Here is a 17,829-nt window from a genome sequence, read left to right on the forward strand (position 1 = left end):
TCCTATCCGATCTCGATGTTCTTCATCTTGTTAACGGCAGCATCAAGTTGCCGCTCGTCCATATTCGCCACGCGGTCGATTTCGAACTCACCGTACAGTCGTCCGTTCTCCCCGTCATATAGACGGATATGCACTGTCTGTTCTTTGTCGTATTCATAGACGATGCGGATGGGAGAACTCTTGGGCAGGCCAGCGGGAAGCGGTATCTCTTTAGATCCGATGATTACCACATAGTTCAAATCAGGGTCATCGCCCTGCGTCACCTGGACGTTGACGCATGATTGGTTTTCACAGACCGTCGCTGCATCTTGTGAGTAACTTCCCGGCACGGGCGAATTCCTCGGAATCACGACCTCGTTGTAATCCTTGCCATCCTTATCGAGCATCACAACCCCCAAAGGTTGCGATGTCACATCGGTGATGACAACGCTCGGGACCTCGAAGATGGGCATGTCAGGCAAACCATCCTTCGGTAAACCCGCCTCATCAAGACTAGACTCCATCTCTATCGCTGCCTGAACGGCGGCTCCCATGGCAACAGCCTCATCAGGATTTACCCCGAGCTCAGGCTTCATTCCCGATATTTCTTCAATCAGTTTGTGCACCATCGGCATACGCGTCGAACCGCCCACAAGAACCACATGGTCGATCTGCGACCATGAATAGCCAGTGTCTTCGAGCACATCCTCAACCAGTTCTTTTGTTCGAGTTAGAAGCGACTTGCTTACGCGTTCGAAATCTTCGCGCGTAATAGTTACGCGATAGGGCTTTCCGTCTTTCGAAATGTGAAGGTTGGCTTTTGCCACGTTCGAGAGAGTGCGCTTCACCATTTCGCACTTCTCGCGAAGCTCAGCGCTTATCAGATAATCCTCAAGAACATTACCCGCCCCCTGCTTCGAAAGCTCTTCCGCTGCAAACGACATGAGGGCGTTATCGAAATCGAATCCGCCCAAGTTTCTATCGCCATCGGTTCCTATAACCGTAAAGCAACCGTCCTCTATCTTAAGAAGCGTCACGTCGAACGTTCCGCCGCCCAGATCATAGACAAGCGTGACGCCGTTCTTCTCGGTATCGAGACCAAAGGAAAGGGCTGCGGCCGTCGGTTCATTCAACACGCGAAGCACTTTGGTGCCCGCAATTACACCTGCCTGCTTTGTCGCAGTTCTTCTTGCATCATCAAAATATGCGGGAACCGTAATCACGGCTCCGCATACTTCTTCTCCAAGTGCCTGCTCGGCATCTTGCAATAATTTTTTGATAATAAGGGAGGAAACCTCTTCTGCAGAGTAGGAAACGCCCGAGTCGGAGTCGAATCTCCAATCCGGATTTCCCATCTGCCGTTTAACGAACTGGACAACATTATCGGGATCACTTGCCGCCGAATGCTTGGCCATCGTTCCAACAAGCGGCTCGTCTTTTCCGTCAAATGATTGGAATAAAACAACCGAAGGTGTAGTCGGTTCTCCGTCCGCATTCTTCAGTATTTCGGGAAGTCCATCGTCTCCCAACACAGCGACAGCCGAATAGGTCGTCCCAAGATCGATTCCAACAACTCTCCCCATAGCCACCATTCCTCGATGTCTATTTATATTGGTTTTGAGTTTATTCAAATTAGACTTTATGTCAATTATTGCACCTAAGGACAATCCAGTTAGACATTTGACCGGCATCGAAATGCAAAGTTGCTCTTGATATCAGACGGGAGCGACATGGATGTGACCAATAAACATACCGCACTCGCCAGAATCCGCAAAAAGTCAGGGCTTACTCAGCTTCAAATTGCGGACAGTCTTGGCGTTAGCAAGGCGACATATAGTGCATGGGAAACAGGTCGAGCAAAACTAGGAGAGGACCGCATTGTTGCATTGTGCGATCTCTTTGGATGCACGCCCAACGATATCCTTGGCTATACCAAAGATCCAGACGGAAGCCCTGCGTTTTTTACTGCTCAGGAAGACGAATATCTATCGCTCTTCAAAGCCCTGCCGCCAAACATCAAGGCCGACATTCTTGACATCATGCGTTATACGACAAAGGCCTGGAGACTCTAGGGCTTCTCTTTTGGCATCATGATTGTTTACTAGATATAATGTCCAACTTGCACAATCTAAATCGTCCAACTTGCACAATCTAAATCGTCCAACTTGCACAAATTAACAGTATAATACCCTGCTAGCAAGGAGGGTGACATGGGTTCAATTCAACACGGTTATTTACCACGAGTCGCGGACAAAGTGCTCGCCAGAAAACTAAAATCTTCTGGGGCTGTCCAAATCAAAGGGCCAAAATGGTGCGGCAAGACCGCAACGGCTGAACAGGCAGCCGCAAGCAGCATCTACATGCAAGACCCCGATAACGGTCCGAGCTACATCCAGCTTGCCGATTCGAAGCCCTCTCTCCTGCTCAAAGGAGATGAGCCACGCCTCATCGATGAATGGCAAATGGCCCCACAGCTTTGGGACGCCGTAAGGTTCGCGATCGACCGCGGCAAAGGACGAGGCAGGTTTATCCTCACCGGCTCCGCAACGCCTCGGGCAAGCGAAATGCCGGCACACTCAGGAGTCGGCCGCATAGCACGTATAAACATGCGTCCGATGTCACTTTTTGAATCACGCGAGTCAACAGGATCAGTTTCGCTGGCAAGCCTGTTTGGTGGAAACACCGATGTTGCCGATATGGTCGACTTCGATATCGAACGTATCGTCTACTCACTTTGCCGAGGAGGTTGGCCTGAAGCGGTTACCGAGCCAAACCATGGAATTGCGCTATCCATGGCCCCTGATTACATCTCGGAACTGCTTGATTCCGATATCGACGAGATTGATGGACTGCGGAGAAATAAGACTTGGATGGCCCAGATTATTCGAAGCTACGCTCGCAATATCTCGACAGAGGCATCGCTCGCCACAATCGCTGCTGACATGCAAGGAGAACCTCCCTCAAGAAATACCGTTTCTGAATATGTCGACGCCTTGACCCGCTCCTGCGTTTTCGAAGATCTCGAGGCATGGGCCCCGCGGCTCCGCTCAAAAACCGCCGTACGGACGAGTCCGACGCGCCATTTCTGCGATCCATCGCTTGCGGTCGCAGCCCTGGGGGCAACGCCTCAAAAGCTCCTGGAGGATTTTGAAACATTTGGGCTTCTGTTTGAATCGATGTGCATCCGTGACCTGCGCACCTATATGGATCTGCTTGGCGGCAAGGTTTACCACTATCGGGACAAGACCGACCTTGAAGCCGATGCCGTACTCGTGCTAGATGACGGCAGGTACGCTCTGGTTGAGGTCAAGCTTGGCTCAAAGCCTATAGACACCGCTGCCGCCAATCTCAAGAAACTCGCATCTAAAATCGATGCGACCCACCAAGGCGAAGCGTCCTTCTTGCTCGTTCTCACTGGAACCGCAACTGCCTACCGACGGGAAGACGGTGTCGTAGTCGTGCCACTTGCTTCACTGGCACCGTAGGACAACTGGCATACAGCGGCGGGCGCGGGAGCCCTCCGTAGTAGAATCTGAACCACTGATTAGACCCGTACAAAAGGAGACTTTCCATGCATGACGTCGGAATGAACATGAGCCAGCTTGCCATGAGCGTCAAACAGGTCGATGACACGATCGAGCTCGCCCACGAGTGGAGCCATCAACTGCTGCATGCGACCGAGAACTTTGATATGGAGCGCATTGGCGCCAAACTCGAAGCTGCCATGGCCGCACTGCACGAGGCGCATGACGCGCTCGAGGGCTACGAGGAAGCCATCGAGGCCGACCACAATTCCGTCGGTTCCGTGAAGCTGGTGTAACGTGGCCGAGCACGAACATGCCGACAGCAACGACCACTGCCACGAGTCTGGCATCGCGGGTGAGCCTAGCTACCGTTGCGGCGGCTCCGAACTCGTGCGGTTTTCGGTTACCGCGCCCGATGACCTGCTGCGTCGCTTTGACGCGCAAATCGCGCGCCGCGGCGACGTGGCCAACCGTTCCGAGGCCGTGCGCGACCTGATTCGCGCCTCCATTGCCAAGGAGCAGATGCGAACGCCCGACGAGCAGGTCATCGGGTCGCTCACCATGATTTACGACCATCACACCGGCGACCTGACACGCCGCCTGGACGAGGTGCAGCACGACTACACCGACGAGATCGTATCGACTATGCACGTGCATCTGGATCACCACAACTGCTTGGAGATTCTGGCGCTTAAGGGTCGCGGCGAGCGCGTCTACGAACTAGCCGACCGCCTGCTGGGCCTGCGCGGTGTTAAACACGGCGAGCTCACCTGCGCCGCCACCGAGCAGAGCCTGGGGCTCTAACAGCATGCACCCGCCAAAAAGGGACAGGTTTGTTTTGGCAGGTTTAGAAGTTTTACCTACCAAAATAAACCTGTCCCTTTTTGGTCGGTTTAGATGAGGGAGAGTCGCATGCGGCATGTGCATATTCATGTGACGGGCATCGTGCAGGGCGTTGGCATGCGACCGTTCGTGTATCGCGAGGCTATGGCACACGGCATTTGCGGCTGGGTGCTCAACGCGGGCGATGGCGTGCATATCGAGGCGCACGCCCCCGCCAAAGCCATCGATGGCTTTGCCGCTGCGTTGTCTGAGCATGCGCCCGCGGCGGCTCGCGTGGAGCATGTCGATGTCGCCGATCTCACGCCCGCCAGCTGGGACGCCGCCGACGAGCAAGGCTTCCGCATCGTAGCGTCGCAAGATCAGACCGAGCACACCACGCTCATCTCGCCCGATATCGCCACCTGTGACGATTGTCTGCGCGAGCTGTTCGATCCTGCCGACCGACGCTACCACTACCCCTTTATCAACTGCACCAACTGCGGGCCGCGCTTTACCATCATCCGATCGCTGCCTTATGACCGAACGGCCACGTCGATGGATTGTTTTCCCATGTGCCCCAAGTGCGCCGCGGAGTATGCCGACCCACTCGACCGGCGTTTTCACGCGCAGCCCGATGCCTGCTTTGACTGCGGGCCACATATTACCTGGCGCGAGGCGGAGGACGACATGGAGCTCGAAGGCTCGGGGGCGACGCCAGCCGTCGGCAGCACGCGCGAAACCAGCGATGCCATTATTGACCGCTGTGTCGAGCTGCTGGCCAACGGCGGTATCGTCGCTATCAAGGGTCTGGGCGGATTTCACTTGGCATGCGACGCCTCCAACGAGCAGGCGGTAGCCGAGCTTCGCCGCCGCAAACGCCGCAGCAACAAACCGCTTGCCGTTATGGTACGCGACCTTGCCGACGCTGAACGCCTGTGCCATGTCGATGATGCCGAGCACAGCTTGCTGGCCGGCAGCATTCGCCCCATCGTGCTGTTGCACCGGCGTGCCGTTGGCGAGGGAGATTCCCCCGACGCCCTTACACTCGCGCCGTCCGTCGCGCACGACCTTCCCGAACTCGGTGTTATGCTCCCCTACACCCCGCTTCAGCATCTGTTGCTTGCCGCGGCAGAAGCCCGCGGTATGCACGCGCTCGTCATGACCAGCGGAAACCTGAGCGAAGAGCCCATCGAGACCGACGACGACCTTGCCTGGGAACACCTCGTTGCCGCCGGCATCGCCGACGCGCTACTTGGCAACGACCGCGCAATCCTCTCGCGCTACGACGACTCCGTGGTACGTGTGGTCGACGGCACCGTCATGCCTGTGCGTCGCGCACGCGGATATGCGCCGCAACCGTTGTCGCTGCCGGCGCTCGACGCCGTCGCGCCCTGCGTGCTCGCCTGCGGCCCACAGCAAAAAGCCACGATCGCGCTCACGCGCGAGGACGCCGACGGCCATGTGGCCTGTTTTGTGTCGCAGCATATCGGCGATGTCGAAAACGGCGGGACCTTCGATGCCTGGAACGCCGCGCGCACGCGCTTGGAAGATCTCTTTGACTTGGCGCCCGCCGCCTTAGCCTGCGATGTACATCCCAGCTATCTATCGAGCCAGTGGGCGCGTGAGCGGGCACGGGAGCACAATCTGCCGCTTATCGAAATCCAGCATCATCATGCGCACATCGCGAGCGTAATGGCAGAGGCTATCGCCGTGGGCCAGCTTACAACCGACGCGCGCGTCCTTGGCATCGCCTTTGACGGCACCGGCGCCGGTACCGATGGGACCATTTGGGGCGGCGAGTTTCTTGTTGCCAGCCTTGGCAGCTTTGAGCGCGCCGCACATTTGCGCACCTGGGCGCTCCCCGGCGGGGCGGCCTCCGTGCGTGACGCCCGCCGCAACGCCTTCGCCCTGCTCAGCGAACTCAGCCTGCTTGAACATCCGGGAGCCGAGCAGCTCTTGGGCGGCCTAGACGAGCAAACGCGTAGCGTGACGGCAACGATGATCGAGCGGAGCATCAACAGCCCGCGCACGAGCAGCATGGGCCGCCTGTTTGACGCCGCGGCGGCAATTTTGGGCATCTGCAGCACTGCAACCTACGAGGGCGAACCCGCCATCGAGCTCGAAGCCGCCGCCTGGCGCGCGCTTGACGGCGAAATCAGCCGTTTCGCTTGCAATCAGGTGGGCGTATCCGCATCCGTCTCAACGGCGCTGGACAGTTTGTTCAGATACGTATTAACTACTAACCCCTCATCTGGCATTTTTGCCTCAAATTTGGCCAAAAAAGGCTCTCCAGACACCTTATTTGCGGCAAGCGTGCCCGGCATAGGCCCCAAATCGACCCATTTGGAATCCTCACAGACGACTTTTTCCACCCAAAGCCGCTCTAAAAAATACGAATCTGAACTAACTGTCCAGGCTGCCTCGGACAGCCCTTTCGTTCTGGACCCCAAGCCACTTTTTGAGGCACTTTTGAGCAGAATCGAGACCGAAGAATCCGCTGACCGGCTCGCGCTCGGGTTCCATATCGCCATCGCGCGCTCTTCGGCACGAATCGCACGCGAAATCTGTGCGCGCGAAGGCCTCGACACCGTCGCGCTCTCGGGCGGTGTGTTCATGAACCGACTTTTGCTCCAGCTCCTCACCCGCGAGCTCAAAAGCATGGGTCTCACTGTCTTGGTTCCCCACTCCGTGCCCGTCAACGACGGCTGCATCGCCTACGGTCAGGCGGCGATCGCGCGCGCCCGCCTTGCACAGGCAGCACTGTGTTAAGCAGTCCTGCTTGCTTGCGCGCCGCCGTCTCACAGGCGTAACGCGTTTGCCCGCGACCCCCTTCGAGCGCTACCATCAAACGATAGATTATTAAGCGCCTATCCAGCGCAAAGCGTATAAAAGGGGAACATTATGTGCCTTGCCGTTCCCGGTAAAGTGATCAAACGCGACGATGACCTAAGGGCGACCGTCGACATGATGGGCATCGAGCGTCCAGTGTCGTTGAGGCTCGTGCCGACAGCTCAGATAGGCGACTACATCCTGGTTCACGCCGGCTTTGGAATCCAAATCGTCGACGAACAAGAGGCGCGGGAGACGCTTGACCTGGTCAATACCATGACCGAACTGGTCGAAGAAGATCAGCTGACCAGCAACCCTGCCGAGGTGTACTAATGGCAATCGGGCAGCCGGTACATTCCGGCATCGATTTCTCAGCGTTTCGCGACCCACGGCTTGCTCGTGAGCTCATCGAGCGCATCAACGAGCTTGTCGGCGACCGCGCCATCAACCTTATGGAAGTCTGCGGCACGCACACCGTGAGCATCGGTCGCTATGGCTTTCGCTCCATTATGCCGGCGGGACTCAAGCTGCTGAGCGGCCCGGGTTGCCCCGTCTGCGTTACCGCCAACCGCGATATCGACCATGCAATCGCGCTCGCCAACATAGACGGCGCCATCATCACCACCTTTGGCGACATGATGCGCGTGCCTGGATCGTCCACCTCGCTCGCCGCGCAAAAGGCGGCAGGGCGCGACATCCGCATTGTCTACTCACCACTCGACGCACTCGACATCGCTGAGCAAAGCCCCGACCGCCCGGTCATCTTTATGGGTGTGGGCTTTGAGACCACCACTCCCACCATCGCCGCCGCCATCCTGGAGGCAGACGCACGCGGGCTGCAGAACTTCTCGGTCTACTGCGCCCATAAGACCACGCCGCCGGCGCTGCGCGCCATCGCCAACGATCCCGAGACCACCATCGACGGCTTTATCCTGCCGGGCCACGTCGCCACTATCACGGGCTTAGCCCCCTTTGGCTTTTTGGTCGACGAGTTTAAGACCCCGGGCGTGGTTACGGGATTTGAACCGGTCGACATTCTGCAGGGCATTTGCATGCTGGTCCAGATGGTTGTCGAGGGGCAGCCCGCGATCGACAACGCCTACCGTCGCGGCGTCAATGCCGACGGCAATCCCGTGGCGCGCCAGCTGGTCGAGCAGGTATTTGAGCCGTGCGATACCACATGGCGCGGGCTGGGGCCGATTGCCAACTCGGGCCTTTCCATCCGCCCCGAATTCTCGCGCTTTGACGCCGGCCCCCGCTATGACGTGCCCATTGAACCGACAGTCGAGCCGCGCGGATGCCGCTGCGGCGACGTGTTGCGCGGAGCCATTACGCCGAGCGACTGCCCTCTGTTCGGCCACGCTTGTACACCCGAGCATCCCGTCGGCCCCTGCATGGTGAGCTCCGAGGGCAGCTGCGCAGCATATTTCCGCTACCGAGGCTAATAGGTTCCGCCGCTCTAACGAACGGCGGACCGGTCGACGCTGCGCCTCACCCATATAATTCCACCCACGATTGGAGTTTTCGATATGTCCCATAGCGTTACCGATAGCACCGTCATGCTGGGTCACGGCTCCGGCGGCCAGATGATGAAACGCATCATCGACGAGGTCTTTTTGGATGCCTTTGGGTCGCCCGAGCTGCTCGAGGGCAACGATGCCGGCGTCGCCGCACTACCCGCGAGCGGGAGCATCGCCATGTCGACCGACAGCTTTGTGGTGACGCCGCAGTTCTTCCCCGGCGGCAATATCGGCCGACTCGCCGTGTGCGGAACCGTCAACGATGTCGCGACCTCGGGTGCCAATGTGCGTTACCTTTCGTGCGGCTTTATCCTCGAAGAGGGCTATCCCATGGACAAGCTGCGTCAGATCGTGCAGACCATGGCCGAGACGGCGCGCGAGGCGGGCGTGGCGATCATCACCGGCGACACCAAAGTGGTTGAGCGCGGCGGGGCCGACGGCGTCTACATCAATACCGCCGGCGTGGGCGAGGTACCCGCGGGCGTGACACTCAGCGGAGCAAACTGCCAGGCCGGCGATGTCATCCTGGTCTCGGGCACGCTGGGTGACCACGGCATCGCCATCATGAGCCAGCGCGAGGGCCTGGCGTTTTCGAGCAACATCGAGAGCGACGCCGCGCCGCTCAACCACCTGATTGCCGATGTGCTGGCCGCCGCCCCCGACACACGATGCTTCCGCGATCCCACGCGTGGCGGCCTAGCATCCACGCTCAATGAGTTTGCGCAGGCCAGCGGCGTTGTCATGGAGATCGACGAGGATGCCGCGCCCGTGCGCCCCGATGTGCAGGCCGCCTGTGAGATGCTCGGCTATGATGTGCTGCAGGTGGCAAACGAGGGCAAGATGGTCGCCGTGGTGCCGGCCGAGCAGGCCGATGCGGCTCTAACCGCCATGCGTGCCGCCCGCTACGGCGAGAACGCCGCGATTATCGGCCGCGTGCTGCCGCTTGGACCGGACGCTCGACCCGCCGTGCGCGTACGCACCGGCTGGGGCTCGACCCGCATCCTCGACATGCTCGTAGGAGAGCAGCTGCCGAGGATTTGCTAGGGCGGAATTGCACGGCTAGCGTGATGCGTCTCGATGCCGTTAAAGACATTCAGATTCCAAGCACGCTCGACACGCCAGCCCAGTATCATGATGTGCGTTTTGGAACCCAATGACGGGAGCTTTCATGGCAGCAGCTTTTTCCCATGTGATTTTTGATTTAGACGGCACAATCCTCAACACGCTCGAGGATCTGGCGGCCGCCGGCAACCATACCTGCGAGATGCACGGCTGGCCCACGTTTGCTGTGGACGAGTACCGCTACAAGGTGGGAAACGGTATGCTCAAGCTGGTTGAGCGCTTTATGCCCGCCGAATATGCGGGCGACGGTCGCATGTTTGAGCAGACGCTTGCCGAGTTTAGGGCTTACTACGGCGAGCACAAGGAGGACCACACCTCACCCTACGCCGGAACGATTGAGATGCTCGACCGTCTGCGCGCAGCGGGCGTTCAGCTTGCCGTGCTCACCAACAAGGACCATATTTCGGCGGCCCCGCTTATCGAGAAGTACTTTGGTCCCGACCGCTTTGCGCTGGTCCAGGGCCGTGTCGATGCGTTTCCGCCCAAGCCCGAAGCACCCGTCACGCTGCATGTGATGGAAGCGCTGGGCGCCGACCCGGCAACCACGCTCTATGTGGGCGATTCCAATGTCGACGTTCTGACCGGTCACAATGCCGGCCTCAAGAGCGCGGGCGTTAGCTGGGGCTTCCGCGGCCGCGCAGAGCTCGAAGCAGCCGGCGCCGACTACGTGGTTGACACTCAGGAAGAGCTCGCGGCGCTGATTCTGGGCGAGTAACGAGCAGCACCGCTTAACGTAGCTGCGACAATTCTTCCGCGCGGAAAGCGCGTCCCGTTTTGGAGCTCCGGAATGGGATGCGCTTTCCGTTTGAGACGCGTCGGGGAAACGCCATCCCGTTTCAGAACAATATTCCGGGTCGCACTTTCCGCAACCCACCCCATCCGGAAACCGCGACCCGGAATTCGGCCAAAAACCGGGCCACATTTTCCCGACCACTCGATGCAACGCTGGCGCAAGGAGTGTCCCCAACTGCCGACAGAAAAGGAACGTCCCCAAGTGCCGCCTTCCCAATGACCACTCCAGCAATGGCGACGTCGCAGGTAGAGGACGGACAGCGAAAACGCCCCTAAGCGAGCAAGGTGACGTGAAATGAAAGGGCGCTGACCTTCTGGTCGCGCCCTTGAAATTGAACGTCAGATTGCCGCTTAGGGGCGTTTGCAGCGTCGAGCAGTTGCGGCGTTTGGTAAAACGCCGCAACGAACTAGTTCATCATCGCATTCATCATCTCGTTGGTTGCGGAATCGTCAGCAGACCACTCGCCATCGTCATTGGCGGTGTACTTGAAGGTGACCGTGGTGTCCTTGGTCTTAGCAGCCTTGGTCACATCAACCATGACCTGACCGGCCATCTTGTACAACTCGTCATCGGAAGGCATCGAATCGAGCGCGGCGACCTTCTCCTGGTACTGGGTGGCAAAATCCTCAACGATCTGGTTCATTGACTTGCAGGTAATGGTAACCTCGGCAGTTGCGGTGCCCTTGTCCTCGTCGACCGTCACGTCGCCGATCTTGTAGTCAAAGCCCTCGAGATAGCTCTTGGCATACTCCTTGGGATCGATGCCCAGCTGCTCGAACTCGTCGCCCGAAGCCTCTTCCAGACCGGCGAGGAAATCGTCTCCGCCATTCTTAACCTCATCAAACTGAGTCGTAAGGTCCTTGGTGATGAGCTCCTCGACCGAAGGGCCTCCGCAGCCGGAAAGCAGGACCACGCACGCAACCAAGACGGCCATGAGGGGCGCAAGCAGCAGCTTCTTTTTCATGTTGTTCCTCCCAATGAGCGGCACCGCGCTTCCCGGACACGGCGCACGTTGTAATAAGGTAGGCCCATACTATCAACTAATGAACACCCTCGGCAGTACGAAGGCGCGGTCGGTTCGTTTTAGCATCCGAACGGTCTGTAGACTTGCACAACGCGCAATAAAACGTGTGCACCCGGTCTAATAAAAAGGGTGGCCGGACAATCCAACCACCCTAAAACATCCTCTGGACGCTACAGCTTACTTGCGGACGACCTTGACGATGGCATCGCCGGCGGCGACGGCGGACTCAGCCTCGACGGCGAGCTCGACATCGGCAAACTCGGCGGTGTTGGACACGGCCACGACGACGCAGTCCTTGTAACCGGCAGCGGCGATCTTGGCGCGATCGATCTTGAGCATGGGCTGGCCGGCCTTCACGACGTCGTCGGCCTTGACGAAGCCCTCGAAGCCGTCGCCATTCATGTTGACGGTATCGACGCCAACGTGCACCAGAACCTCGATGCCGCTATCGGACTGCAGGCCCACGGCGTGACCCATGGTGACGGTCACCTTGCCGTCGCAGGGAGCATAGACCAGGTCATCCTCGGGCCACACGGCGCAGCCCTTGCCCAGGACCTCGCCACCAAAGACGGGATCGGGAACGTCAGCCATCTTGATGACCTTGCCCTTGACAGGCGAGCACAGCACGTCGGCGCCGGCAAAAGCAGAGATGGAGGCCGGAGCAGCAGCAGCCGCGGGTTCAGCCTTCTTCTTGAACATATCAAACAGACCCATACGTTTTCTCCTCTTGATTAAGCGCAACGTCATGCGCATGCCTATGGTGATTATAGTGCCAAATGGTCAAATTGCTAAGGTGAGGGCGCGAATCGAGAGCCCTTCCCGGTAGTGCTCGTGGGATGAGCATCTCCTTTGCATCGCGGGTCGATAAGCCGAGTATCGCCTGCGCACGGGACGGACAGAAGCGGGCGCGCCAAACCCGACACTTCTTTTCGCGCCCACGGACCGCCGCCCCGCCCCTGACACTTCCTGATACCGACCGAAACGTGCCAAAATAAGCCTGTCCCTTTTTGGCAGGCTTGGCGAGTGTGGGAGTTCGCATGGATATCAAACGCAAGATTTCCGAGGCGCAGGGCCTCACCCCCACCGAGCAGCAACTCGGCATTGCAGCCCTTGCCATCGGCGAGGACATCCGCGTGCTTTCTATTAAGGAATTTGCCGCACGCACCAACGTTTCGGTCGCAAGCGTGCACCGTTTTTGCAAAAAGCTCGGCCTCGAGGGCTTCAAAGACCTCAAAGTCGAGCTTATTCGCTTGGCAACCGAGGCGGGAAACCGCTGCGACGTGGACATCAACTTTCCCTTCGACGCTACGTCCACCCCTGCGCAGGTTATGGAACGCATGGAGGGGCTCTACCAGACCACGCTGGCCGAAACGCAGGAGCTGCTCGACCCCACGCAGCTTGACCACGCCGCCAAGCTCATCGCGAACGCCCGACAGGTCGACATCTACACGGGCTCGCACAACCTCTATCCAGCGGGAATGTTCCGCGATCGCCTGCTCTCCGCCGGTAAAAGCGCAACGTGCCACGACAATTCCGAAGCCCAGGTGCGCACGGCGCTTGCCTCGGGCCCCGACCATGTGGCAATCGCCATCTCCTACAGTGGCCTTGCCCCCAACCTCAAGGATATCCTGCCGATCCTCAGCAGTCGGCATGTCCCGGTCGTCGTCATCGGCACGCCTCATTGCGCGCGCATTCACCCTGGCTTTGCCGCCTACCTTACGGTGAGTGACCACGAGAGCATGACGCATCGCATCACACAGTTCGCGAGCCACATCGCCGTGCAATACGTGCTCGATTCGCTCTACAGCAGTTACTTCGCCAAAGACTACGTCCGCTGCTCCGAATTCCTGGAGCGCTCGTTTCCCTACACCCGCCTGCCCGGGCTCAAGTAGCGACGAGCGTGGATTTTTGGACGCTTAACTAACGAGCGTGGATAATCTCCCACTTTGAGCCCGCACACAGGTCAAAACCGGGAGATTATCCACGCCCATTTCTGCCTAGTCATTGGGGACGTTCTTAAACGACTAGTCAAACAAGAACGTCCCCAATGACTAGTCGTTTAAGAACGTCCCCAACGACTACCGCGGCAACGCCGATGTCTTGGCAGCGACAGCGAGCGGGCCGCATTTGAGACAAGGTGACGTGAAACGAAAGGGCGCTGACCTTCTGGTCGCGCCCTTGAAGTTGAACGTCAGATTGTCCAAATGCGGCCCGCGCAGCGTCGACCGGTCCGCCGTTCGGCAAAACGGCGGAACCTACTTGACTCCGTACTGCTCGTAGTAGGCGTCGATGGCGGCCTTGAGCTCGTCGTCGATGACAACCTTGCCGTCGATCTCGTGGTTGTAGAGGGTCTCGACGACCTCGGCCATGGAGACGATGCTCGCGACGGGGAAACCGTACTTGGCCTCGATCTCCTTCTGAGCGGTGGTCACGCCACCCTTACCGACCTCCATGCGGTTGAGAGACACGATGAGGCCCTTGATCTCGACATCGGCAGCAGCCTTGACCTTGGGATAGGTCTCGTCGATGGACTTGCCGCTGGTGGTGACGTCCTCGACCATGACCACGCGATCGCCGTCCTGGGGCTCGTAGCCCAGCAGGTTGCCCTTGTCGGCGCCGTGGTCCTTGGCCTCCTTGCGGTCGCAGCAGTACTTGACCTCCTTGCCGTACAGCTCGTGGTAGGCAATGGCGGTCACGACGGCCAGGGGAATGCCCTTGTAGGCCGGTCCAAACAGCACGTCAAAGTCGTCGCCAAAGTTATCGTGGATGGCCTGGGCGTAATACTCGCCCAGCTTCTTGAGCTGGTAGCCCGTCACGTAAGCGCCGGCGTTCATAAAGAACGGGGACTGACGGCCGCTCTTGAGCGTAAAGCTGCCGAACTTAAGGACGTTGGACTCGACCATAAACTTGATGAACTCTTGCTTGTAAGCCTCCATGCGGGCTCCTCTCGTAATCGCGTACGTGCCCTCCAGTTTAGCGCAGGCAGGGCGTCGATGCGGGCGCGCTTTGAGGCCACGGTATTCTGTAAAGGCTTTATCAGCGACAATGGTTTTCCGAACAATGGGGTTGACATTGCAACCCCCCCTCATCAAGAATACGGGCGGATTAAAACGGGTACGAGATACCCAAAGCGCGCTGCGCCCAGCCTTAAGGAGGTGTGCCATGGAAGGCAGTCATAGTCGAAAAACCTGCATGTTGCCCTCGGCACGCCGCGAGGATTCCGCACACGCATAAGCGCCACGAATCGATCGTCAAAACCACCACAAAGGTGCCTGTCCCCTTTGTGGTGGTTCGAGAGCATGACGTGAGCGACATCTAGGTTTTTTGAAGCAAATACGACACGTACGCTAACTCCCTTCAACAAGGAGGACCCTATGCTGATGCTCAAAACCGCCACGGTACTCGAAGCTATCTCCAAGCGCCGTCGCACGGCGCGCCCTGCCGCTCACACCGGCCTGTCCAAAAACACCATATTCGCCGCTACCCATAGCGCCGAGGACGCCCTCGTGCTGCTCGACGCCACGGCAAACGGCCTCACCGCCGAGCAGGCAACCGAGCGTCTGGACGCCTCTGGCCCCAACACCATCGAGGCACCGACCAAGACGCTCGCGCGCCGCATCGCCGACGCGTTCATCGATCCCTTCGCTGGCATCCTCGCCGCGCTCGCGCTGGTCTCGCTCTACATCGACGTACTCGCCGTGCCCGAGCCGCAGCGCGATCCCTCCACGGTCATCGTCATCGGCATCATGCTGCTGGTATCGGGCGGCATGAAGTTTATCCAGGAAGCCCGCAGCGGCAATGCGGCCGAAGCCCTTAAGGACCTGGTCTCCAACACCTGTACCGCCCTGCGCGACAGCGAGCGCATCGAGATCCCCTTCGACGAGCTCGTCCCCGGCGATGTAATCCGCCTCTCTGCCGGCGATATGGTGCCGGCCGATGCCCGCATCATCACCGCGCGCGACCTATTTGTGATCGAGTCCGCGCTCACCGGCGAGAGCGAGGCCATCGAAAAGACCGCCGCCACCGTCGTCGAGGGTGCCGATAGCTCCGCGCTGCCGCTCTCTGCCTGCAAGAACATCGTCTTTACCGGCACCTCCGTGCAAAACGGCACCGCCATGGCGCTTGTCGTTGCCACCGGCTCGGACACTTACCTGGGCGGCATCGCCAAGATGCTCAACGGGCGCGGCGAGAAGAGCGCGTTTGATCGCGGCGTCTCGAGCGTCTCCATGTTGCTCGTACGCCTCATGCTCGTTATGGCTCCGGCCGTCTTTGCCATCAACGCCGCCACCAAGGGCAACGTCATCGACGCGCTGCTGTTCGCCACGAGCGTGGCCGTGGGCATCACGCCGCAGATGCTTCCCGTCATCGTGACCACGAGCCTGTCGCAGGGCGCCAAGGACCTTGCCCGCCGCCAGGTTATCGTCAAGGAGCTGCCGGCGATCCAAAACCTCGGTGCCATGGACGTGCTGTGCTGCGACAAGACCGGCACCCTCACCGAAGACCGCATCGTGCTCGAGCGCTACCTCAACACCGATGGCAACGAGGACGCGCGCGTGCTGCGCCATGCGTTTTTGAACAGCTTCTTCCAGACCGGCCTCAAAAATCTTATCGACCTGGCCGTAATCGACCGTGCCGATGTGACGCCCTCGACCGTCGCACCCGATTCCATGCTGGGCCAGAGCCTGCGCGACCGCTACACCAAGGTCGACGAGGTTCCCTTCGATTTCTCGCGCCGTCGCCTGAGCGTAGTTGTCGCCGACGCCCAAGGCAAAACCCAGATGGTTACCAAGGGCGCTGCCGAGGAAATGCTCGAGATCTGCTCCTTTGTCGAGATCGATGGCATCGCTCAGCCGCTCACCGACGAGAAGCTCGCCCAGATTCGCAAGCAGATCGCCGGACTTAACGCCGAGGGCCTACGCGTAATTGCCGTGGCGCAGAAGACCAATCCGCGCTGCGTGGGCGAGTTTGGCATCGCCGACGAGTGCGACATGGTGCTGATGGGCTTTTTGGCCTTCCTCGATCCGCCCAAAGCAAGTGCCGCGGGCGCCGTCGCCACCCTCGAGGCCAAGGGCGTGGCGGTCAAGGTCCTAACCGGCGACAACGACCGCGTCGCCGCCACCGTCTGCGAGCAGATTGGTATCGATGCGAGCAACGTCTTGCTCGGCTCCGAGATCGATGCGCTCGATGACGCCGAACTTGCCAAGCGCGCCGAGAAAACCCACCTCTTCGCCAAGCTCTCGCCGCTGCAGAAGGCGCGCCTGGTACGTGTCATGCGCGAGATGCTCGGCCACACCGTGGGCTTTATGGGCGACGGCATCAACGACGCCGCCGCCATGCGTGCGAGCGATTGCGGCATCTCGGTCGATTCGGCCGTCGATATTGCCAAGGAATCCGCCGATATCATCTTGCTTCAGAAGGACCTGGGCGTGCTCGAGCGCGGCATCATCGAAGGCCGCCGCACTTACGGCAACCTGCTCAAGTACCTCAAGACCACGGTGAGCTCCAACTTTGGCAATGTGCTGTCCGTGACCGTCGCGAGCCTGTTCTTGCCGTTTTTGCCCATGAGCGCCCTGCAGCTGGTACTGCTGTCGCTGGTCTACGAGATCGTGTGCATCGCACTGCCGTGGGACACCGTCGATGACGCCTGGACTGCCCGCCCGCGTGCCTGGGACGCCGCGTCCATCAAGGGCTTTATGCTCGAGCTGGGCCCCGTGAGCTCGCTGTTTGACATCGTGACCTTCGCCGCGCTCTTCTTTGTCGTGTGCCCCGCCGCCGTGGACGCAAGCTGGTCCGAGCTTGCCACCGCGGGCGACGTCGCGGGTATGGCGACCTTTGCTGCGCTCTTCCAGAGCGGCTGGTTTGTCGAGTCCATGTGGTCGCAGACACTCGTGGTCCACATGTTGCGCTCCCCGCATCTGCCGAGCCCGCGCGACCACGCCGCGCCCGCATTGTGCGTTCTTACCGTGCTGGGCCTGGCGCTCGTCACCTGGCTGCCGGCAAGCCCCATCGCCGATGCGCTCGGCCTCATGCCGCTGCCCACGAGCTTTTTTGGGCTGCTCATTGGCATCGTTACCGCCTATATCGCGCTCACCCAGCTGGCGAAGCGCCGCTACATTGCCCGCCACGGCGAGCTGCTGTAGCAAGTAGACGGAAAACACCCTGCCAGCTGCCGTTGCCACTACCACAGCTGCCAACGCCGCTGCCGTTGCCTCTGCC

15 protein-coding genes are annotated in these 17,829 nt (G+C 59.5%); 11 read left to right on the plus strand and 4 right to left on the minus strand.

What is annotated here, in order from left to right; genetic code table 11:
- Positions 1–2: 2 nt before the first annotated feature.
- A complete protein-coding gene (locus tag ABCN01_RS03950) occupies positions 3–1,562 on the minus strand; it encodes an Hsp70 family protein (protein ID WP_342996676.1) in 1,560 nt (519 codons plus the stop codon).
- Between the two features lie 147 nt (positions 1,563–1,709).
- Here ABCN01_RS03950 and ABCN01_RS03955 point away from each other — a divergent pair, with 147 nt between their 5' ends.
- From ABCN01_RS03955 to ABCN01_RS03995, 9 genes are all read left to right on the plus strand, one after another.
- Entirely contained in the window at positions 1,710–2,051 is a 342-nt protein-coding gene (locus tag ABCN01_RS03955; RefSeq protein WP_342996677.1) for a helix-turn-helix domain-containing protein, read from the plus strand.
- A 138-nt stretch (positions 2,052–2,189) separates the two neighbouring features.
- Positions 2,190–3,464, plus strand: a complete 1,275-nt coding sequence (locus ABCN01_RS03960; protein ID WP_342996678.1) for an ATP-binding protein — start codon at positions 2,190–2,192, stop codon at positions 3,462–3,464.
- A gap of 86 nt (positions 3,465–3,550) precedes the next feature.
- The gene (locus ABCN01_RS03965) at positions 3,551–3,799 is read left to right on the plus strand and encodes a hypothetical protein (RefSeq protein WP_006235225.1); all 249 of its coding nucleotides are present in this window, start codon (positions 3,551–3,553) and stop codon (positions 3,797–3,799) included.
- 1 nt (position 3,800) lies between these two features.
- The gene (gene nikR / locus ABCN01_RS03970) at positions 3,801–4,307 is read left to right on the plus strand and encodes a nickel-responsive transcriptional regulator NikR (protein WP_342996679.1); all 507 of its coding nucleotides are present in this window, start codon (positions 3,801–3,803) and stop codon (positions 4,305–4,307) included.
- 108 nt (positions 4,308–4,415) lie between these two features.
- Positions 4,416–7,094, plus strand: coding sequence for a carbamoyltransferase HypF (gene hypF, locus ABCN01_RS03975; RefSeq protein ID WP_342996680.1), 2,679 nt, complete (start codon positions 4,416–4,418; stop codon positions 7,092–7,094).
- A gap of 132 nt (positions 7,095–7,226) precedes the next feature.
- Positions 7,227–7,487: a HypC/HybG/HupF family hydrogenase formation chaperone gene (locus tag ABCN01_RS03980; protein ID WP_342996681.1), complete on the plus strand. Its 261-nt coding sequence runs from the start codon at positions 7,227–7,229 to the stop codon at positions 7,485–7,487.
- Complete coding sequence (gene hypD / locus ABCN01_RS03985; RefSeq protein ID WP_342996682.1) at positions 7,487–8,599, plus strand: hydrogenase formation protein HypD; 1,113 nt, start codon at positions 7,487–7,489, stop codon at positions 8,597–8,599. Before ABCN01_RS03980 ends, hypD begins: the two co-directional genes overlap by 1 nt.
- 84 nt (positions 8,600–8,683) lie before the next feature.
- Positions 8,684–9,718 carry a hydrogenase expression/formation protein HypE gene (gene hypE, locus ABCN01_RS03990; protein ID WP_342996683.1) on the plus strand — a complete coding sequence of 345 codons (1,035 nt, stop codon included), beginning with the start codon at positions 8,684–8,686 and terminating at the stop codon, positions 9,716–9,718.
- Positions 9,719–9,842: 124 nt separating this feature from the next.
- Positions 9,843–10,511 (plus strand): HAD family hydrolase, encoded by a 669-nt coding sequence (locus tag ABCN01_RS03995; protein ID WP_342996684.1) that lies wholly within the window; start codon positions 9,843–9,845, stop codon positions 10,509–10,511.
- Positions 10,512–10,995: 484 nt separating this feature from the next.
- Here ABCN01_RS03995 and ABCN01_RS04000 read toward each other — a convergent pair whose 3' ends face one another.
- A complete protein-coding gene (locus tag ABCN01_RS04000) occupies positions 10,996–11,553 on the minus strand; it encodes a hypothetical protein (RefSeq protein ID WP_342996685.1) in 558 nt (185 codons plus the stop codon).
- A 237-nt stretch (positions 11,554–11,790) separates the two neighbouring features.
- Positions 11,791–12,327, minus strand: coding sequence for a PTS sugar transporter subunit IIA (locus tag ABCN01_RS04005; protein WP_342996686.1), 537 nt, complete (start codon positions 12,325–12,327; stop codon positions 11,791–11,793).
- Between the two features lie 323 nt (positions 12,328–12,650).
- Here ABCN01_RS04005 and ABCN01_RS04010 point away from each other — a divergent pair, with 323 nt between their 5' ends.
- A complete protein-coding gene (locus tag ABCN01_RS04010) occupies positions 12,651–13,505 on the plus strand; it encodes a MurR/RpiR family transcriptional regulator (protein WP_342996687.1) in 855 nt (284 codons plus the stop codon).
- A gap of 363 nt (positions 13,506–13,868) precedes the next feature.
- Here ABCN01_RS04010 and pyrE read toward each other — a convergent pair whose 3' ends face one another.
- The gene (pyrE, locus tag ABCN01_RS04015; protein ID WP_342996688.1) at positions 13,869–14,549 is read right to left on the minus strand and encodes an orotate phosphoribosyltransferase; all 681 of its coding nucleotides are present in this window, start codon (positions 14,547–14,549) and stop codon (positions 13,869–13,871) included.
- A 438-nt stretch (positions 14,550–14,987) separates the two neighbouring features.
- Here pyrE and mgtA point away from each other — a divergent pair, with 438 nt between their 5' ends.
- Positions 14,988–17,753 (plus strand): magnesium-translocating P-type ATPase, encoded by a 2,766-nt coding sequence (mgtA, locus tag ABCN01_RS04020; RefSeq protein WP_342996689.1) that lies wholly within the window; start codon positions 14,988–14,990, stop codon positions 17,751–17,753.
- The last annotated feature ends 76 nt before the right edge of the window (positions 17,754–17,829 follow it).

Source organism: Collinsella aerofaciens (assembly GCF_039062365.1).
In the GTDB taxonomy this organism is placed as follows: domain Bacteria; phylum Actinomycetota; class Coriobacteriia; order Coriobacteriales; family Coriobacteriaceae; genus Collinsella.

Bases quoted from the DNA above. Each gene is read 5' to 3' on its own strand.
- ABCN01_RS03950 (WP_342996676.1), bottom strand. From the start codon at position 1,562: ATGGGGAGAGTTGTTGGAATCGATCTTGGGACGACCTATTCGGCTGTC.
- ABCN01_RS03955 (WP_342996677.1), top strand. From the start codon at position 1,710: ATGGATGTGACCAATAAACATACCGCACTCGCCAGAATCCGCAAAAAG.
- ABCN01_RS03960 (WP_342996678.1), top strand. From the start codon at position 2,190: ATGGGTTCAATTCAACACGGTTATTTACCACGAGTCGCGGACAAAGTG.
- ABCN01_RS03965 (WP_006235225.1), top strand. From the start codon at position 3,551: ATGCATGACGTCGGAATGAACATGAGCCAGCTTGCCATGAGCGTCAAA.
- hypF (WP_342996680.1), top strand. From the start codon at position 4,416: ATGCGGCATGTGCATATTCATGTGACGGGCATCGTGCAGGGCGTTGGC.
- ABCN01_RS03980 (WP_342996681.1), top strand. From the start codon at position 7,227: ATGTGCCTTGCCGTTCCCGGTAAAGTGATCAAACGCGACGATGACCTA.
- hypD (WP_342996682.1), top strand. From the start codon at position 7,487: ATGGCAATCGGGCAGCCGGTACATTCCGGCATCGATTTCTCAGCGTTT.
- hypE (WP_342996683.1), top strand. From the start codon at position 8,684: ATGTCCCATAGCGTTACCGATAGCACCGTCATGCTGGGTCACGGCTCC.
- ABCN01_RS03995 (WP_342996684.1), top strand. From the start codon at position 9,843: ATGGCAGCAGCTTTTTCCCATGTGATTTTTGATTTAGACGGCACAATC.
- ABCN01_RS04000 (WP_342996685.1), bottom strand. From the start codon at position 11,553: ATGAAAAAGAAGCTGCTGCTTGCGCCCCTCATGGCCGTCTTGGTTGCG.
- ABCN01_RS04005 (WP_342996686.1), bottom strand. From the start codon at position 12,327: ATGGGTCTGTTTGATATGTTCAAGAAGAAGGCTGAACCCGCGGCTGCT.
- ABCN01_RS04010 (WP_342996687.1), top strand. From the start codon at position 12,651: ATGGATATCAAACGCAAGATTTCCGAGGCGCAGGGCCTCACCCCCACC.
- pyrE (WP_342996688.1), bottom strand. From the start codon at position 14,549: ATGGAGGCTTACAAGCAAGAGTTCATCAAGTTTATGGTCGAGTCCAAC.
- mgtA (WP_342996689.1), top strand. From the start codon at position 14,988: ATGCTGATGCTCAAAACCGCCACGGTACTCGAAGCTATCTCCAAGCGC.